Annotated in this window: 21 protein-coding genes; 7 read left to right on the top strand and 14 right to left on the bottom strand. The window is 63.0% G+C overall.

Going from position 1 to position 17,399, the window contains the following annotated elements:
* Positions 1 to 35: 35 nt before the first annotated feature.
* Positions 36 to 1,277 carry an MFS transporter gene (locus tag NKI21_RS06905; protein WP_023809817.1) on the bottom strand — a complete coding sequence of 414 codons (1,242 nt, stop codon included), beginning with the start codon at positions 1,275 to 1,277 and terminating at the stop codon, positions 36 to 38.
* A 173-nt stretch (positions 1,278 to 1,450) separates the two neighbouring features.
* Here NKI21_RS06905 and NKI21_RS06900 point away from each other — a divergent pair, with 173 nt between their 5' ends.
* Positions 1,451 to 2,335: an AraC family transcriptional regulator gene (locus NKI21_RS06900; RefSeq protein WP_023809816.1), complete on the top strand. Its 885-nt coding sequence runs from the start codon at positions 1,451 to 1,453 to the stop codon at positions 2,333 to 2,335.
* Positions 2,336 to 2,452: 117 nt separating this feature from the next.
* Here NKI21_RS06900 and NKI21_RS06895 read toward each other — a convergent pair whose 3' ends face one another.
* The 7 genes from NKI21_RS06895 to lgt form a co-directional block, all read right to left on the bottom strand.
* Positions 2,453 to 3,388, bottom strand: coding sequence for a ribose-phosphate pyrophosphokinase (locus NKI21_RS06895; RefSeq protein WP_013530002.1), 936 nt, complete (start codon positions 3,386 to 3,388; stop codon positions 2,453 to 2,455).
* A gap of 63 nt (positions 3,389 to 3,451) precedes the next feature.
* Complete coding sequence (locus NKI21_RS06890) at positions 3,452 to 3,583, bottom strand: hypothetical protein (protein ID WP_280940280.1); 132 nt, start codon at positions 3,581 to 3,583, stop codon at positions 3,452 to 3,454.
* Positions 3,584 to 3,625: 42 nt separating this feature from the next.
* Positions 3,626 to 4,213 carry a hypothetical protein gene (locus NKI21_RS06885; RefSeq protein ID WP_352440377.1) on the bottom strand — a complete coding sequence of 196 codons (588 nt, stop codon included), beginning with the start codon at positions 4,211 to 4,213 and terminating at the stop codon, positions 3,626 to 3,628.
* Between the two features lie 43 nt (positions 4,214 to 4,256).
* A complete protein-coding gene (locus tag NKI21_RS06880) occupies positions 4,257 to 5,408 on the bottom strand; it encodes a M24 family metallopeptidase (RefSeq protein ID WP_352440378.1) in 1,152 nt (383 codons plus the stop codon).
* Positions 5,408 to 6,202 carry a peptidoglycan editing factor PgeF gene (pgeF, locus tag NKI21_RS06875; RefSeq protein ID WP_128303767.1) on the bottom strand — a complete coding sequence of 265 codons (795 nt, stop codon included), beginning with the start codon at positions 6,200 to 6,202 and terminating at the stop codon, positions 5,408 to 5,410. The genes NKI21_RS06880 and pgeF overlap by 1 nt, the downstream gene beginning before the upstream one ends.
* Before the next feature lie 107 nt (positions 6,203 to 6,309).
* On the bottom strand, positions 6,310 to 7,398 hold the full coding sequence (locus NKI21_RS06870) for a class I SAM-dependent methyltransferase (protein ID WP_128303768.1): 1,089 nt from the start codon (positions 7,396 to 7,398) through the stop codon (positions 6,310 to 6,312).
* Positions 7,395 to 8,249, bottom strand: coding sequence for a prolipoprotein diacylglyceryl transferase (gene lgt / locus NKI21_RS06865; protein WP_128303769.1), 855 nt, complete (start codon positions 8,247 to 8,249; stop codon positions 7,395 to 7,397). Before lgt ends, NKI21_RS06870 begins: the two co-directional genes overlap by 4 nt.
* 166 nt (positions 8,250 to 8,415) lie before the next feature.
* Between lgt and NKI21_RS06860 the strand changes: the two genes are divergently transcribed.
* The 3 genes from NKI21_RS06860 to NKI21_RS06850 all read left to right on the top strand — a co-directional run bounded on the left by NKI21_RS06860 (position 8,416) and on the right by NKI21_RS06850 (position 9,951).
* Complete coding sequence (locus NKI21_RS06860) at positions 8,416 to 8,727, top strand: accessory factor UbiK family protein (RefSeq protein WP_128303770.1); 312 nt, start codon at positions 8,416 to 8,418, stop codon at positions 8,725 to 8,727.
* A gap of 337 nt (positions 8,728 to 9,064) precedes the next feature.
* The gene (locus NKI21_RS06855) at positions 9,065 to 9,565 is read left to right on the top strand and encodes a type III secretion system chaperone family protein (protein WP_013893499.1); all 501 of its coding nucleotides are present in this window, start codon (positions 9,065 to 9,067) and stop codon (positions 9,563 to 9,565) included.
* 26 nt (positions 9,566 to 9,591) lie between these two features.
* Positions 9,592 to 9,951: a tRNA-binding protein gene (locus NKI21_RS06850; protein ID WP_128303771.1), complete on the top strand. Its 360-nt coding sequence runs from the start codon at positions 9,592 to 9,594 to the stop codon at positions 9,949 to 9,951.
* An 80-nt stretch (positions 9,952 to 10,031) separates the two neighbouring features.
* Here NKI21_RS06850 and NKI21_RS06845 read toward each other — a convergent pair whose 3' ends face one another.
* The 4 genes from NKI21_RS06845 to NKI21_RS06830 form a co-directional block, all read right to left on the bottom strand.
* The gene (locus NKI21_RS06845; RefSeq protein ID WP_128303772.1) at positions 10,032 to 11,054 is read right to left on the bottom strand and encodes a glycosyltransferase family 4 protein; all 1,023 of its coding nucleotides are present in this window, start codon (positions 11,052 to 11,054) and stop codon (positions 10,032 to 10,034) included.
* Between the two features lie 221 nt (positions 11,055 to 11,275).
* Positions 11,276 to 12,691, bottom strand: a complete 1,416-nt coding sequence (locus NKI21_RS06840; RefSeq protein ID WP_023809807.1) for an ATP-binding protein — start codon at positions 12,689 to 12,691, stop codon at positions 11,276 to 11,278.
* A gap of 49 nt (positions 12,692 to 12,740) precedes the next feature.
* Positions 12,741 to 13,460 carry a response regulator gene (locus NKI21_RS06835; protein WP_013530014.1) on the bottom strand — a complete coding sequence of 240 codons (720 nt, stop codon included), beginning with the start codon at positions 13,458 to 13,460 and terminating at the stop codon, positions 12,741 to 12,743.
* Positions 13,447 to 13,980, bottom strand: coding sequence for a MarR family winged helix-turn-helix transcriptional regulator (locus NKI21_RS06830; RefSeq protein ID WP_027039379.1), 534 nt, complete (start codon positions 13,978 to 13,980; stop codon positions 13,447 to 13,449). The genes NKI21_RS06835 and NKI21_RS06830 overlap by 14 nt, the downstream gene beginning before the upstream one ends.
* Positions 13,981 to 14,226: 246 nt before the next feature.
* On the opposite strand from NKI21_RS06830, the gene NKI21_RS06825 reads away from it, so the two are divergent.
* The 3 genes from NKI21_RS06825 to NKI21_RS06815 all read left to right on the top strand — a co-directional run bounded on the left by NKI21_RS06825 (position 14,227) and on the right by NKI21_RS06815 (position 16,359).
* Entirely contained in the window at positions 14,227 to 15,120 is an 894-nt protein-coding gene (locus NKI21_RS06825) for a branched-chain amino acid aminotransferase (RefSeq protein WP_023809805.1), read from the top strand.
* 145 nt (positions 15,121 to 15,265) lie between these two features.
* Positions 15,266 to 15,583 carry a hypothetical protein gene (locus NKI21_RS06820; RefSeq protein WP_352865028.1) on the top strand — a complete coding sequence of 106 codons (318 nt, stop codon included), beginning with the start codon at positions 15,266 to 15,268 and terminating at the stop codon, positions 15,581 to 15,583.
* 137 nt (positions 15,584 to 15,720) lie between these two features.
* On the top strand, positions 15,721 to 16,359 hold the full coding sequence (locus NKI21_RS06815; protein ID WP_024505622.1) for an MBL fold metallo-hydrolase: 639 nt from the start codon (positions 15,721 to 15,723) through the stop codon (positions 16,357 to 16,359).
* Between the two features lie 127 nt (positions 16,360 to 16,486).
* Here NKI21_RS06815 and NKI21_RS06810 read toward each other — a convergent pair whose 3' ends face one another.
* Complete coding sequence (locus tag NKI21_RS06810) at positions 16,487 to 16,915, bottom strand: BA14K family protein (RefSeq protein WP_023809802.1); 429 nt, start codon at positions 16,913 to 16,915, stop codon at positions 16,487 to 16,489.
* A 183-nt stretch (positions 16,916 to 17,098) separates the two neighbouring features.
* Positions 17,099 to 17,311, bottom strand: a complete 213-nt coding sequence (locus tag NKI21_RS06805) for a cold-shock protein (protein ID WP_013530020.1) — start codon at positions 17,309 to 17,311, stop codon at positions 17,099 to 17,101.
* Positions 17,312 to 17,399 lie beyond the last annotated feature (88 nt).

Here is a 17,399-nt window from a genome sequence, read left to right as displayed (position 1 = left end):
GGGTGCATTTTTTGTGAGGTTCAGATTAGCGTGATCTAGGCAACTAACTGCGCTTTGCGTGCTTCCTTCATGTTCGGCAGGAACACGGTGAGCAATCCAAGAAACGGCAAATACGAGCAGATCTGGAAGACGAAATCGATGCCCTTCATGTCGGCGACGATGCCGAGCACGGCCGCCGCGATGCCGCCCATGCCGAAGGCGAAGCCGAAGAAGATGCCGGCGATCATGCCGACGCGGCCCGGCACGAGCTCCTGCGCAAAGACGACGATGTTCGAGAAGGCCGAGGACAGGATCAGGCCGATCAGCACCGTCAGCACCATCGTCCATTCCAGATTGGCGTAGGGCAGGGCGAGCGTGAAAGGCAGCACGCCGACGATGGAGAACCAGATCATCGCCTTCTGTCCGTAGCGGTCGCCGAACGGGCCGCCGAGCAGGATGCCCAGCGCCGAGGCACCGAGGAACAGGAACAGCATGACCTGCGACATCTGCACCGAAACGCCGAACTTATGCATGGAATAGAAGGTGTAGTAGCTGGCGAGGCTGGCGATGTAGGCATTCTTGCTCAGCACCAGCAATGTCAGCACGATCAATGCATTCGTCACCTTGCGGCGCGGGAAAGGCGAAACGAAGCTCGCCGCCTTGCGGGTGCCCTGCGCGGCACGCAGCCGGCTGTACCAGCCGCCGACCTGCCACAAAACGATGATGCCGATCAGCGAGCCGACGGCGAACCAGGAAATGCTGGTCTGGCCGAACGGCACGACGATGAAGGCCGCCAGCAGCGGCCCCATGGACTGGCCGAAATTGCCGCCAACCTGGAACAGTGACTGCGCCAGGCCGAAGCGGCCGCCGGAGGCGAAGCGGGCGATGCGCGAGGATTCCGGATGGAAGATCGCCGAGCCGATGCCGATCAGCGAGGCGCCGATCAGCAGCAGCGAATAATGCCCGGCATAGGCGAGCACAATCAGGCCGATCAGCGATGACGCCATGCCGTAGGGCAGCGAGTAGGGCATCGGCCGCTTGTCGGTGATCATGCCGATCACAGGCTGCAGCAGCGACGCGGTCACCTGGAAGGTGAAGGTCAACAAGCCGATCTGCCAGAAATCGAGGCCATAATTCTCTTTCAGGAGCGGGTAAATGGCCGACAGCAGCGACTGCATGATATCGTTGATGCAATGGCAGAAGCTCACCGCCAGGATGACGGTGAAGGCCGTCGCCTGGGCTGAAGCGTGACTGGTGGTCGCCGGTGGGGCGACGCTGGCGGCTATCGTATCGGTCAAGGTAGGCTCCGTGGTCTTTTTGGCGGGCAGGCCCGCAGGCAGTTGACGGACGCACCTGCGGCCGCCTTGTCGGACGCTCCTGTGGAGCGCTTGGGGACGGTGCCTTATAAGCTGCTTGCGGGATGACTTCTTTCGTGGTTTGGTCCAATAGTTTCGCAAGTGGGCCATATCGGATGCCGCACGGCAAAGAAGTCTTTCACGCTGGCAACGCCAATCTCGGCCAGTTGCACGAGAGCCGCTGGCAGTGGCTTGAGCAAGTGGCCGGGCCGGCGGTGGCATTGCCGACCGAATATCCCGATGGCTACCGTGTGCCGCAGCACCGCCACAGCCGCAGCCAGCTCTTGCATGCGCTTGTCGGCGTGGTGTTGGTGACGACGCGCTACGGGCGCTGGATGGTGCCGCCGGACCACGCGATGTGGATTCCAGCCGGCACCGAGCATTCCGTCGAGATGCTGGGCGATGTCTCGATGCGTTCGGTCTATGTCATGCCACAGGCGATCCCCGGGCTGCCCGAAGGCTTGCGCGTCGTCGGCGTCACCGACCTGATGCACAGCCTGATCGTGGAATCGGAAAAGCTGCCGCAAGGCGGCGTTCTGGAAGGACGCGGTGGGCTGATCATGAACCTTTTGCTGCACGAAATCCCGACCTTGCCGGAACGGCCTCTCGGGCTGCCATTCCCGTCCGATCCGAGGCTGTCGGCGCTGTGCCGGCGCTTCGTCGCCGCACCGTCGCCGCACGCGACGATCGATGAATGGGCGGATGCCGCCGGCATGAGCCGGCGTTCGTTCACGCGCGCCTTCCAGCGCCAGACCGGCCTGTCGCTGTCGACATGGCGCCAGCAGGCCTGCCTGTTCGCGGCGCTGCCCAGGCTGGCGGACGGCGAGCCGATCACCAGGGTGGCGCTCGATCTCGGTTATGACAGCGTGCCGGCCTTCATCACCATGTTCAAGCGCATGCTGGGGACCTCGCCGCGCGGCTATATGCGCGGCGCACGAGAGAGCGTCGAGGTCGCTCGTCGCCTGATCGGGCCGGTTCGGTTGGAAAGCTCTGCGCCGTAACGGCAGGTGCTGTTCTAGAAGCATCTCACCGTTTCACGGAAACGGCGATCTGCTCTAACTCTTTGTTTTGACGCGGTTCTAGACGGAAAACCGCTTCACACTTTTCCTGGAATTGCTCTAGTCGAACAGGCTCGACACCGATTCTTCGGTCGCGGTGCGCGAAATGGCTTCGCCCATCAGGTCGGCGATCGAGATGACGCGGATGTTGGGAGCATCGAGCACGCCCTGGGTGGGCTGGATGGAATCGGTGATCACCAGTTCCTGGAGCTTCGAACCGCTGATGCGGGCAACCGCGCCGCCCGACAGCACGCCGTGGGTGATATAGGCGGTGACGCTGGTGGCGCCGTTGGCCAGCAGCGCATCGGCGGCGTTGCACAGCGTGCCGCCGGAATCGACGATGTCGTCGATAAGCAGGCAATCCTTGCCGGCGACCGCGCCGATGATGTTCATGACTTCCGATTCCCCGGGACGCTCGCGGCGCTTGTCGACGATGGCCAGTTGCGCATCGAAGCGCTTGGCCAGCGCACGGGCGCGGACCACGCCGCCAATGTCGGGCGAGACCACCACGACGTTGCCGAGCTGCTTGTATTTGGCCTTCACGTCGCGGGCCATCACCGGCACGGAAAACAGATTGTCGGTCGGAATGTCGAAGAAGCCCTGGATCTGGCCGGCATGCAGGTCAAGCGTCAGAACGCGGTCGACACCGGCGCGGGTGATCATGTTGGCGACCAGCTTGGCCGAGATCGGCGTGCGGCCGGAGGCGCGGCGGTCCTGCCTGGCGTAGCCGAAATAGGGGATGACCGCCGTGATGCGCTTGGCCGAGGAACGCATGAAGGCATCGATCATGATGAGCAATTCCATCAAATGATCGTTGGTTGGGAACGAGGTCGATTGCAGGATGAAGACATCCTCGCCGCGCACGTTTTCCTGGATTTCGACGAAGATTTCCTGGTCGGCGAAGCGCCTGACCGTAGCTTTGCCCAGCGGGACGTTGAGGTACCGGGCGACCGCTTCGGCCAGCACCCTGTTGGAATTGCCCGCGAAGAGTTTCATGCACGGTTCCTGGTGGAGGATGATGAGACCTGACGGACTCGCTTGCGCCCTTTAACCGGGCTTTTAGCGGCCCGCGCCGGTATTGCAAGCGCCGAGATCGGGAATCCGCCGGCTAAACTCAAGAAAGCTCCGCGCCATCGCCGGGCTGCAACAGGGAGCAGCGGACTTGCGCTGCCCCTTCTTCTCGTCGGGCATCGGATTTTCCCAAAACCGTCTCCACTTTTGGGTCCGATGCCTCTAGCCCGCCTTGCCGCCGAGCCAGGCCGCGAATTGGTCGATGGTCTGGTCGGCGATCGTCTGCATGGTGGCCGGCGAGACCCCCTTCCAGCTGTCGCCGCCCGCGCTGGCGCCGGAATTGACCGACGGGGCCTTCTGCTGACCATTGATGCGGTGCAGCCGGTTGCCGGCGGGGTCATAGACATCCCAGACGTAGATGACGGTGATGTCGGCGCCTTCCGACATCGTCGAGAAATAGCCCTTCAGCACATGTGTCACGGTCTGGTCGGCGCTGCCGGCGAGCGTGATACCGCGCTGCCTGGCGCGGGTCTGCAACTCCGCCGTCAGAGGTGTCGCGGCTTCCACCGAAGCGCCGACGATCGGCGCGATCTGCAGGCGGGTCTTCGACAGGATGGCAGCGCTTTGGGCTGATGTGACCGGTGCGGCGGTGGTTGCGGGAGCGCCCGCCGTGCTGGTGGCGGGCAGCGTCTGGGTCGACGTCGCCGGCGGCGTGATCGCCGACGGTTCGAGCACGTCCTTTGCGTTGGTGCAGGCGGCAAGAGCCAATGCCACAAGCAATGACACGGTCGTCACATGCGATCGTCTCATTTGCCTTCTAACTCCTTGGCGAAGAACGCCTCCCACTGTGGATTCACTGTACGATCAAGTCGAGATCATGGCGGGACAGCGGCTTGGGCTGGGATTCGGTGGTCAGGTAGGTCCGGCCAAGCGTCATCGCCGTCTCGGTATCGGAGTCCATGATGATCATATGGGCGAACAGCGTCATGTTGGGCGCGATCGGTTCGGGATTGCCCTGGTAGAACATCGGCATGTCCATCCAGGACGGGGTGAAGCGGGCGCCGACTGAATAGCCGCAGGCGTTCAGCCGGTGCTTGGTCAGGCCGTGCGCCTCCATGGTGCGGGCATGCGCATCGAAGACGTCGCCGAAGCTGTTGCCCGGCGTCATCGCCTTTTCGACAGCCAGGAGTGCCGCGCGGGCGGCGTCGAACAGTTCCTGATGGCGCTTCGACACCTTGCCGGTCAGCACCGTGCGCATCATCGGTGCGTGGTAGTGGTTGAAGACGCCGGCCCATTCGAGCGTCAGCTGGTCATTTTTGGTGAGCTTGCGGCGGCCGGCCTTGTAGCGGCACAGCAGCGCATCGATGCCGGAGCCGATGATGAATTCGTTGGCCGGATAGTCGCCGCCGCCGGCAAAGATCGCACCCTGCATGGCGGCCAGGATCAGGGCTTCGTCGCCGCCTTGCTTGATCAGCGGCAGCGCCGCGTCGAGCGCATCATCGGAAAGATTGGCGGCCTTCTCGGCCTTTGCGACCTCGGCCGGGCTCTTGAACAGGCGCAGACGGCCGACAATGCCGGACGCATCGGCGATCTGGCCGAAGGTCTGCAACTGTTCGTCGAGCCGTCGGCCATTGAACGCGGTCAGGCCATGGGTGTCGTATTCGACACCGATGCGGGCGCCGAGCAGGTCGAGTTCGTTGAGCAGATTGCGCAGGTCGACCGCCGGATTGGCGCCGTTGCGGTCCGTCCACAAGACGATGTTGTCGATAATCGAGGTCTGACGCGCCTGGCGCAGGTCGGCCGAGCGGGTCAGAAGCACCATCGAACCGTCGGCCTTCACTACCAGGCACTGGAAGAAGCAGAAGCCGAACGTGTCGTAGCCGGTCAGCCAGTACATGCTTTCCTGCGCGAACAGCAGGATGGCGTCGAGCTTCTTTTCGGCCATCTCGATGACCAGCCGGTCGCGCCGCGCGTCAAATTCAGATCGTTCAAAATGCAGCGCCATTATTCCCTCTCCAAGACAATTGCCGAAACCTGCCGGCCGTAATCGGGCTCCTTGCGATGCGTGGTGCGCCGGTAGGAGTAGAACAGGCCTTCCTCGGCGTAAGTGCAGCGGTCAAGGCCCTCAGCCGTCACGCCGGCCTTGGCCAACCGGTCAACCGTGTAGCGGTTGAGATCGAACATCGCATGGCCGGCATTGGCGGACGGCGCGAAATAGAGGATGTTTTCGGCGGCGACTTCGACAAAGCGGGCGACGAATTCCGGGCCGACCTCGTAGTTTTTCGGGCCGATGGAGGGGCCTAGCACGGCGACGATGTTTTGGCGCCGGGCGCCGAGGCTTTCCATCGCCAGGATGGTGTTTTCGAGCACGCCGGTGAACGCGCCTTTCCAGCCGGCGTGCGCGGCGCCGATGATGCGCGCCTGCGCATCGGCGAACAGCACGGGACCGCAATCGGCGGTAGAAGCGCCGATGGCGATGCCCGGCCGGTCGGTGACGATGGCGTCTGCCTTGGGCCGCTCGCCGGCAAAGGGCTCCCTGGCGATGATGACGTCGGGCGAATGGACCTGCCAGGCGGTCAACAGATGGCTCGCCGGCACGCCCATCCATGCCGCGACGCGGCCGCGGTTCTGCGCCACAAGCATCGGGTCGTCATTCGATCCGGTGCCGATGTTGAGGCCCTGGTAGATGCCGCCGGAGACACCGCCGACGCGGGTGAAATAGCCGTGGCGGATGCCTTGTGCCCGCGCCTTGTCCAGCAGCGGCGACCGAACGGGATCCGGTTTGGTCTGATTCAGCATGCGGGCGTTGTTGTCCGTGTGGGCGGTTTCGTCAAGAAGAAGGTGCTTGGTCGAGAACAGGCGCTGCAAAGCGCGGACGGGAGATTGGGAGGGGTGGCGGTAAAAAGTCAATCCGCCCCGGCGAAAGGCCGAACCTCCACGCCGCGGGGTAGCACCGCAAGCACCTTGAACAGCTCGCCCATGGCTTGCGGCCCTGCGAGGCGCTCGACGTCCCCGGCGATCCTTTCGCGCGCCGCCTGGCCGGCATCGGCGCCAAGCCGGCCGGCGCGCTCGAGGATACCCATGCCGAGGAGGAAGTCGCCCTGTGTCGTCAGATGGGCTTCGAGGCCATGTGCACGCACGATCGCGGCAAGGGCGGCGAAATCGACATGGGAGGTGAGGTCGGCCTCACCGGGATTGGCCAGCACATCTTCGTGATCGTGGCTGCGCAAGGCCTGAAGCGTGTCCCCGACACCCGGCTGGAAATGGCCGTAGTCGAGAAACAGGCCAACGCCGCCATGCCTGGATATGCGCTCGGCGATCGTTGCCATGAGCGCGGTGCGGGCAGGCGCCACTTCGGCAATCGCACCTTGCGGCGCTTGAGTGGCATCGGCGGGCAGCAGCGTCGGGTCGACCGAACCGGCGCCGGCGAAGAAGCAAAGGTCGTTGGTCTCGTCGAGGCCGACCATGCGCTCGCGCCAGCCGGTGCCGGCTCGGACGAACTGGCGGATGGGCACGGCGTCGAACAGTTCGTTGCCGACGATGAACAGCGGTTGCTGCGGCAAGGTCTCGATGGTTTCATGCCAGCCAACCGCGAAGGGTGTGGCGCCAAGCGTCTGCTTCTGCACCTCGGTCAGGCGCGGGCTGGTCTCGATCATGGCGAAGGTGGCGCCGCTGGCCAGATCAGGATCGAGCCGCGACAGCGTACGCAACATGTCCTTCATCAGCGTGCCGCGGCCGGGGCCGATCTCGGCGATGGTGGCCGGCAGCGGCCGGCCGCTCGCCTGCCACGCCTGGTACATCCACACGGCGACCAGTTCGCCGAACATCTGGCTGATTTCCGGCGCGGTGATGAAGTCGCCGCCCGCACCAAAAGGCTCGCGCGTCGTGTAGTAGCCGTCCGCCGGGTCGAACAGGCACAGCGCCATGTATTCGTTGATCGGAAGTGGCCCCAATGCCTCGATCAGGTCGACGATGCGGGTTTTCAGCCGTGTCATGCCGGCTGCGGCTGCGCCACCGGCCTGGCGGTCAGCATCGCCCAGATACCGGCCAGCACCATCGGCGTCGACAGGATCATGCCCATGGTCAGCCAGTTGGTGCCGAGGAGGTAGCCGAGCTGCTGGTCGGGCTCGCGGAAGAACTCGACGAAAATGCGCGACAGGCCGTAGCCGCAGATGAAGGCGCCGCCGACGAAGCGCGGCGTCTTCAGCTTGAGGCGCGAATGGGTGAGGATGCGCAGCACGAGGAACAGCACCACGCCTTCGAGAAGCGCCTCGTAGAGCTGGCTCGGGTGACGGGCAAACGGCCCGCCATTGGGGAATTCGAAAGCCCAGGGCACGTCGGTCGGGCGCCCCCATAGCTCGGAGTTGATGAAGTTGGCGACGCGCACCAGGCCAAGGCCGACCGGCACGCCGGCCGCCACGACGTCAAACAGCGACCAGATGCGGATGCCGCGCTTGATGGAAAACAGCGTCATGGCGAGGATGACGCCAAGCAGGCCGCCATGGAACGACATACCGCCTTGCCAGACCGCCAAGATGTCGAGCGGGTGGGCGATGTAGCGTGGCAGATCATAGAACAGCACATAGCCGGTGCGGCCGCCCAGCACGACGCCGATGGCCGCCCAGACGATGAAGTCGTCGAGATCCTCCGGCTTCATCGGCAGGACGCCGTTCGGCCATAGCTTGGCATTAGAGGCGAGCCGCTTGGCATACCACCAGGCGAACAGGATGCCGACGATATAGCCGACGCCATACCAATGCACCGCCAGCGGCCCGATCTGGATGAGGATCGGGTTGATGTTGGGGAAGGGTAGGGAGGCCAGCGGCAGCAGGAAATATTCGTTCAACGGGGAACTCTCATTGCGAAACGCGTTTGCGCGCGGACCATGCGGCAGGGTTTTGGCAGGGTCAAGGCAAGGTGGGCGCCCTCGACTTGATGCCGCAGCGCGGCGCAACATGCTTGCATTCGACGCGCGGCGCCATTACCTCATTTCGAGCAAGCGAGGATTTGCCATGTCGACCGGACCGAACCGCATTCTCGATGAATTCGCCAAGCTGATGACCGATGCCGCCGGCGCTGCCCAGGGCGTGCGCCGGGAGGTGGAGACCGCCTTCAAAGGCCAGGCCGAACGCATCCTCAACACCATGGACGTGGTGCAGCGCGAAGAGTTCGAGGCCGCGCGCGAGATGGCCGCCAAGGCCCGAGAAGAAAACACCCGCCTTGCCGCCCGTATCGAGGTGCTCGAGGCGAAGCTTGCGGAACTGGCCGGTGACGCCGCACCGGCGGCGGCGGCCAAGCCCCGCGCAAAAAAAAATAATCGTTAAACTTTTCCACATAGCCCGATCCTGAAAAGCGCTTTGCCGTGAATCGCTTAACGGCATTGCATGAATCTTTGTGACAGCGGCTTTCCACATGCGAATGACGCAGTGCGAAAAATTGGGCTGTTCACGCGACTCCCGATCAATAGACTGAATTTGTTGCATGATTCGGAGCAGGGTCATGCGACCGGGCGGTGGGGTCCGGTCTGGGGTCTTTGCGTCGAGAAGTAGTCTTTTGCGCAGGAAAGTCCTGGCCGTCCGAGTTCTAGACAAGATTGTTCGTTGTGTGTGCCCTCCCGCGGAGCGTGTGGCGGCGCTCGTACAGAACGACAGGAAGCATTCCATGGAACTTCTCGAACTCGAATTCTCCCGCGAAATCCATCCGGTGGATGTTATCGAGCAGGTGGCCCACAACAACGACTGGTCCTTTGAGCGGGCAGGCGACGACGAGATTTCGATCTCGGTTGCCGGAAGCTGGACCGACTATCACGTCTCCTTTTCGTGGATGGAGGATTTCGAAGCGCTGCACCTGGCCTGTGCCTTCGACATCAAGGTGCCGGAGACCCGCGCGCTGGAAGTGATGCGGCTCTTGTCGTTGATCAACGAGCAGATGCTGTTTGGCCATTTCGACCTCTGGGAGCAGGAGGGCGCGATTATGTTCCGCCAGTCGCTGCTGCTGGCCGGCGGGGTCGAGCCGTCGAGCCAGCAGGTCGAAGTGTTGCTGTCGTCGGCGCTGGAAGCCTGCGAATGCTATTTCCAGGCGTTCCAGTTCGTCGTCTGGTCGGGAACCTCGGCCAAGGACGCCCTGGCCGGCGTGCTGTTCGAGACCTACGGCAACGCCTGAGTCCCCGTGAGGCAGACAAGACCAAGATGAGTTCGAACAGCGAGCGCAAGCCCGAGATCAGTTTTGCCGATTTCGATCGTGTCGACATCCGCGCCGGCACGATCGTCGAGGCCGAACCGTTTCCCGAGGCGCGCAAGCCCGCATTCAAGCTGAAGATCGATTTCGGCCCCGGCATCGGCATCAAGAAATCGTCGGCGCAGATCACCAAATATTATACACCGGAGACGCTGATCGGCCGGCAGGTGTTCGCGGTGGTCAATTTCCCGCCGCGCCAGATCGGTCCATTCATGTCGGAAGTGCTGACGCTCGGCTTTCCCGACGAAGAGGGCGCTGTGGTGCTCGGCGCGATTGAGCGCAAGGTGCAGGATGGCGGGCGGTTGTTTTAGGCTAGAGGAACGACCGTCGCGTTCCTTCGCGCTTCCTCCGTGCTGCTGATGTCGAACAGTACGGTGCCGCCAGCCTTTGGTCAGGCCGCCAGCTTGCGCGTTGTGCCCAGTGCTTCCTCGACCGTATCGAGAAACATCTCCGCACAGGCTTTCCAGCTATAGCGCATGGCACGTTCGCGGGCTTCGGCACGGTCTACATTGAGCGCCGCAAGCGAGGCCTCGCGCAGATCGTTGGAGACCGCGCCGCCAAAGCCGTCGCCGACGATGTCGATCGGCCCTGTCACCGGATAGGCGGCAACCGGCGTGCCGCTGGCCAATGCCTCGATGATGACGTTGCCGAACGTGTCGGTGCGGCTCGGGAAGACGAAGACATCGGCCGAGGCATAGATCTCGGCCAGTTCGTCGTTGGGGCGATGGCCGAGGAAATGCGCTTGCGGATATTTTGCCTTGAGCCTGGCAAGCTCGGGGCCTTCACCGACGATCACCTTGCTGCCCGGCAGGTCGAGGTCGAGAAAGGCGGAGAGGTTCTTTTCGATGGCGACGCGGCCGACGCAGAGGAAGACAGGGCCGGGGAAGCCGAGATCCTTCTTCTTGTCGGGCCGGAAATGGTCGGTGTCGACGCCGCGCGTCCACGGCCGCAGCTTGGTGAAGCCGCGCGCTGAGAGGTCGTCTGCGAGGGACTGGGTGGCGACCAGCGTGCCTTGGCCGGAATTGTGGAAATCGCGCAGCCAGCGATAGGCCCAGCTTTCCGGCACCGGCAGCCGTGCGCTGAGATATTCGGGGAAGCGCGTGTGATAGCTGGTGGTGAACGGCCTGCCGGCATTGCGGCAATAGCGCCGCGCCATGATGCCGAGCGGTCCTTCGGTGACGATGTGGATGTGGTCGGCTCTGCCGGCGTCGATCAGGCGCGCGACATGGCCGGGCGTGGTCAGCGCCAGCCTGATGTCGGGATAGGTCGGCAAGGGCAGGGTGCGAAAGATGTTCGGCGTCAGGAAATCCACGGCGACATCGAAGGATTTCAGCGTCTCGGTGAGCCGCTCCAGCGTGTGGACAACGCCGTTAACCTGCGGCCGCCAGGCATCGGTGACCATCAATATGCGCATGGCGGCCCTTTGCAGGAAAGGTCGACGGTTGCCTTGAGACGATGCCGGAACGGCGACCAGCCCGCTGCTCTCGCTTCGCTCCAGCGCACCCGGACGGGCACGGGGTCGAAGTGAGGCGGCAAGGCCGAATCGATTGAGGTCGCGCGCTTCATGCACGCTCTTGATCATGGTTTCATGACGGGCGGATGAAGCCGGTTTCCACTTTTCGGAATCGTGCCCCGTTATGCGGGAACCTTGATGACAGCGCGCAGTCCGCCGAGCGGGCTGTCTTCAAGGGTGATGTCGCCGCCATGGGAACGGGCGATGTCGCGGGCGATCGACAGGCCGAGCCCGGTGCCGCTGGCATCGAGGTTGCGGGCCTCGTCGAGCCGCACGAAGGGTTTGAACACGTCTTCGCGCCGGTCAGCGGGGATGCCCGGACCATCGTCGTCGATGGTGACCAGCAGCGAGCCGCGGCCATGGGTGGCGTTGACTTCCACCGTCTTGGCATAGCGGAAGGCGTTGCCGATCACGTTGGACATCAGCCGGGCAAAGGCGTTCGGCCGCACATGCACGTCGGGGTCTCCGGCAAGCGTCGTCGACAGCTTGCGCTTGCGCAGCCTGGCCTCCTCGTCGAGCTTCTCGAAATAGGCCTCGAGATCGAACCGTCCGGCGTCTTCCGAAGCCTCGCCACGGGCAAAGGCGAGATAGCCTTCGAGCATCGACTGCATGTCGTCGATGTCCTGGTCGAGCGCGGCCTTGGTCTCGGCCTTGCCGCCGGAAAGCGCCAACTGCAGCTTGAAGCGGGTGAGGATGGTTCGCAGGTCATGGCTGACGCCGGTCAGCATGGCGGTGCGTTGCTCGATCTGGCGCTCGATGCGCTCGCGCATCTGCATGAAGGCAAAGCCGGCGCGGCGAACCTCCTCGGCGCCGCGCGGCCGGAAGTCGCGCGGCATCGGCCGGCCCTTGCCGAAACTTTCGGCGGCTTCGGCGAGCATCAGGATCGGCCGGATCTGGTTGCGCAGGAAGGGGATGGCGATCATCAGGAGCACCAGCGAGGTGCCGACCATCCAGATCAGGAAGATGTGGGTGTTGGAGGCATAGGCCTGGCTGCGGCGCACGAAGACGCGCAGCACCTTGCCCTCGAGCTGCACGCGCACCTCGACGATGTTGGAGTTGCCGACCGTGTCGATCCAGAACGGGCGGTTGATCTGGCGGGTGATCTCGGACGAGAGAACATCATCCAAAATCGAGAAAAACGGCTTTGGACCGGGCGCGGGCAGTGGGTCGGGCGGCAAGAGGTCGACCTTCAGCTGCATGCGGTCCTGGGCGATGCGGATGATGTTGGTGTAGTCGGCATCGCGCGGATAGGTCTCGATCAGGTCGATGATGGCGGCAATGTCGCGCACGGTGGCCTGCGACAGGCGCTGCGTCACGGTTGCCCAATGACGTTCCATGAAGACGAAGGCGACGACCGATTGCAGCAGGATCATCGGCGCGATGACGATGATCAGCGAGCGGGCATAGAGCCGCTTGGGCATATAGAGCGAGACGAGGCGCCAGAAGCGGTTCCAGGCGCGCGGCACCGCCTTCAGCGTCCGCGCGGCGCGTGCGCTCAAGCCGCCATTGCCCGGCTGTTCCAGTTCCGTGGTTGCCATTCGCTCATTTCGCTTGCCCGCAGCCGCTCAGCAGGCCGCAGGCGGCATTCTATTCCACGCTGAGCCGATACCCAATACCGCGCACGGTCTGCAGCCAGACCGGGTTGGACGGATCGCGCTCGATCTTGCGGCGCAGCCGGTTGATCTGGACGTCGATGGTGCGCTCGCCGACCTCCGAATCGTCACCGACAAGCTCGTGGCGGGGTATCGTCTCGCCGGCCCTTGCCGCGAAGATCGCCAGGATCTCCTGTTCGCGGTCGGTCAGCTTCAGCGCCTCGCCGCCACGCTTCAATTCGCGCCGGGCGATCTGGAAGGTGTAGGGGCCGAAGACCAACTGCTCGACCTTGGGCGTGGTCGCCGGGCCACCACGGCGAAGGATGTTGTTGATGCGCAGGATCAGCTCGCGCGGATCGAACGGCTTCGGCAGGTAGTCGTCGGCGCCGGCCTCAAGCCCTGAGATGCGGCTGTCGGTCTCCGACAGGGCCGTCAGCATCAGGATCGGTACGTTCTTTTCGGCCCGCAGCGACTTGGTCAGGTCGACGCCCGTCTCACCCGGCATCATGACGTCCAGCACCAGAAGGTCGAAGTCGAGGCCGGCAAGCTTGCGCCTGGCTTCGCCGGCATTGCCGGCGACGGTGACGCGAAAGCCGTTTTCGGTCAGATACTGCTTGAGAAGATTGCGGATTCGGGTGTCGTCGTCGACCACAAGCAGGTGTGGCGCGTCGTCGTCCGGTGCGGCCGCGTGATCGACCCGTTCAGTGCTCTCCATGGCTTTTCCCTGACATTTTTGCGGACCCAACGTCGATCTGCGCCCTCAGTTCCGGATTGACCATCGCTTCGAGGAACCGTTCCACCAAGGTCCGTTCGGTTACTCCGGAATCCCCCAATGCAGCATGGATGCGGCGCGACTGTGGCCGCGCCAGCGCCAGCGCCAGCGCACGGCCCTTGGCCGTCGGATAAAGTTCGCGCTGGCGGCGGTCGCGCGGACCTTGCAACTGCACGACATGGTCGGTGTCAATCAACTGCTTGAGCACACGGGCCAGGCTCTGTTTGGTGATCTTCAGCACGTCGAGCAGTTCGGCGACCGTCAGGCCCGGCCTGCGGTTGACGAAATGCAGCACCCGGTGGTGGGCCCGGCCGAAGCCGTAGTCGGCCAGGATCTGGTCCGGATCGGAGGTGAAGTCACGATAGGCGAAGAAGAGCAGCTCGATGATGGCGAAGTCGATGCCGTCCTCGACCGACATCGCGGTCCTGATCGGTTTTCCGGCGGCTGGGCTTCGATCCGTCATTATTTCTCCGTGGGAAAGAGAGATTATGTCAGTACTATTGACGTAATTTCCCTGCAATGGTAATTTTTGACAAGCTTTTGGGCGGATTGCGAACGAAAAGGCAAGGGAAGCCGGTTTTTCCGGAATTTCCTAAGTTTGCCAGAGCGCAATTATCCGCCTACGCTCCACCATAAAAGCCGCTTTGGGCGGCCGACACGAAACACACAACGATACAACTATCCGGGCTGCCGCCCGTGGGAGGTTACCATGGCATCCGTTCCCTTCGATCAACTCGATGGCTTCATCTGGATGAACGGCGAATTCGTCCAATGGGGTGACGCCAAGATCCATGTGCTGACGCACGGGCTGCATTACGCCAGCGCCGTTTTCGAGGGAGAGCGTGCCTATGGCGGCGAGATCTTCAAGCTCAACGAACACACCGAGCGCCTGCATGAATCGGCACGCCTGCTCGGTTTCAATATCCCCTATTCGGTGGCCGAGCTCAACGACGCCTCTTCCACGCTTCTCAAGAAGCAGGGTTTCCAGGACGCCTATGTCCGGCCGATTGCCTGGCGCGGCAGTGAGCAGATGGGCGTCTCGGCGCAGAACAACCGCATCAACTGCGCCATCGCCATCTGGCAATGGCCGAGCTATTTCGATCCTGCGCAGAAGCTGAAAGGCATCCGTCTCGATGTGGCGGAATGGCGCCGGCCCGACCCGCGCACCGCGCCTTCCAAGTCGAAGGCCGCCGGCCTCTACATGATCTGCACCATGTCCAAGCACGCCGCCGAGGCCAAGGGCTATGCCGACGCCATGATGCTCGACTGGCGTGGCCAGGTCGCCGAAGCGACCGGAGCCAACATCTTCTTCGTCAAGGAGGGCAAGATTCACACACCCAAGCCCGACTGCTTCCTCGACGGCATCACCCGCCGCACGGTCATTGGGCTGGCCAAGGATCGCGCCTTGGAGGTGATTGAACGCGCCATCCTGCCGGAAGAGCTGGAAAGCTTCGAGCAGTGCTTCCTGACCGGGACGGCAGCGGAAGTGACGCCGGTTTCCGAGATCGGGCCTTACCGATTCGAGGTCGGCGAAATAGCCAAGAATCTTATGAATGACTATTCTGCGGCCGTTCAGCCCAAGCACGCGATCGCCGCAGAATAACGAAAGTCACAGCTTTTTTAGGAAGTAGGGGCGGTTTTCGGGCCGCCCCTTTTATTTCAGCGTTTCTGCATTTGACTTTCGTCCAATTCGGCGTCTCATGATGGTGTCGGCCCGGGAGGCTGACAGCTATGGAGGGACTAATCATATGGACATGAACACGCTTCTTCCGATCATCATACAGGTGATTACTGGCGTCATCGGTGGTCAGGCGGTCGGTGCGGCGCTCAAGACGGCGGCGATGGGTCAGCTTCCCAAAATCCTGGGCGGAGCCATTGGCGGCGTCGGCGGTGCGGCGATCCTCGGCAGCCTGCTGGGTGGCGGTGTGGTCGATCCGGCGGCTGCGGCAGCAGCAACGAGCGGTCTCGGCAGCGCGCTGAACCTGCAGAACATCGTCGGCGGCGCCGGCGGCGGCGCGATCTTGACCGCCATTCTCGGCGCGGTCATGGGCGCCATGAAGAAGTAGGCAGGCCGTTTCGGTCTTTTCAAATGGGCGGCTTCGGCCGCCCATTTCCGTTTTCGGAGCTACCGATGTTCGTCTTTCGAGGGTGGACGCCCTTTGTCCGCGCCTCTACATCACCCGTGAACATCGAAAGGACGATCATGGGTCAGCTCAATGCCGGCATCGTGCCGGTCACACCGTTCCAGCAGAATTGCACCATCCTGTTCGACATGGATGACAAGCATGGCGTCGTCGTCGATCCTGGCGGCGATATCGACAAGGTGCTGGCGGTGCTGAAGGACAATGCGATCTCAGCCGGGGCTATCTGGATAACGCATGGCCACATCGACCATGCTGGCGGCGCAATGGAGTTGAAGGAGGCGCTCGGCGTCGAGATCATCGGTCCGCATGAGGCCGACAAGTCGCTGCTCGACAATCTGGAAAACCAGGGCAAGCGCTACGGCATCGCCGGAGCGCGTAACTGCGTGCCCGACCGGTTCCTGGCCGAAGGCGAGACCGTGTCGTTCGGCGGCCATGTGTTCGAGGTGCTGCACTGCCCCGGCCATGCACCAGGTCACGTTGTTTATTACAACCGCGCGGCCAAGTTCGCCCATGTCGGCGACGTGCTGTTCCGCGGCTCGGTCGGCCGCACCGACCTGCCGGGCGGCGACCACGCGGCGCTGATCGCTTCGATCAAGGACAAGCTCCTGCCGCTCGGCGACGACATCGGCTTCATCTGTGGCCACGGTCCCGGCGGACGTTTTGGCGAGGAGAGGCGGACCAACCCTTTTTTGACTTGAACCAGGCTCGGAACCGTAGCTGTTTTCATCAGCCTCAAGCGACCGTTGACATTGTAGGGACCACAACAAAAAAGCGCTGGCCTTGCGGTCAGCGCTTTTCTGTTTTGGGGGCAGGGAAGCCCTTGGTTTAATTGGCAGTGCAGAAATGCTGTTCGCCGTCATTGCCGGTGAACGTTCCGGTACGGGAATTGAAGCTGCGGTAGCGGTCCGAGCAGTATTCGTACCAGTCACGCGTCCACGGCTCGGCATAACGATCGGCGTAGACCACCCGCGGCTCCGCATAGTAGCGGCGCACCGGGGCCGGGCGTATCACCACGTCACGATCGTAACCGTCATCGTAGTAGCGGTCAGCGCCGGGCGGCGGCCGGTCATTGGCCAATGCACCACCGATCAGCGCGCCGGCCGCGAGGCCGAGCACGCCGGCGGCAATGGCATCGCCGTTGCCATGATGGCCATGATGACGGCGCCAGTCGCGCGCATTGGCGGCGGGCAAGGCGGTGAGCGTGGTAGCGACCACGGCAGCGGCCAGGACGGCGGTTTTGAAAATTCGGTTCATGTCGATCTCCTTCGTGCCGGCCCGTGTAGTTTCGGGGATGCGGTCCGGCTTTACCGAAGACTAATATGCGACCGTGGCTGAACGGGGGCTGAACGGATTTTTACGTGTCTATTCAAAACAGACGTCAAAAATCATAGGCTCTCAAGGGAGCGATCTGCCTGGGATCGCCGGTTTGAAGCCGGCTCAGCCGACCGACAGGTTGACGGCCTTGGGACCCTTGCCGCGCTTGTCCGGCTCGGTGTCGAACGACACTTTCTGGCCATCCTCGAGACCGGGAAGACCGGACGCCTGCACGGCTGAAATATGGACGAAAACATCCTTCGCTCCATCATCGGGCGTGATGAAGCCGAAGCCCTTGGCATGGTTGAAGAATTTGACGGTGCCGGTCTGCGGCATGGGAAGCTCCTTTGTCCCATAAACTCCAGTCTCGGGCCGGCAAATGCCCGAGTGGAAATTTGTCCTTTATTTTAGCGTCATCGGCAAG

Source organism: Mesorhizobium sp. M0715 (genome assembly GCF_040320355.1).
GTDB lineage: Bacteria > Pseudomonadota > Alphaproteobacteria > Rhizobiales > Rhizobiaceae > Mesorhizobium.
The sequence above is the reverse complement of the archived record's forward strand: the minus strand, read 5'-3'. Positions and strand labels throughout refer to the sequence as shown.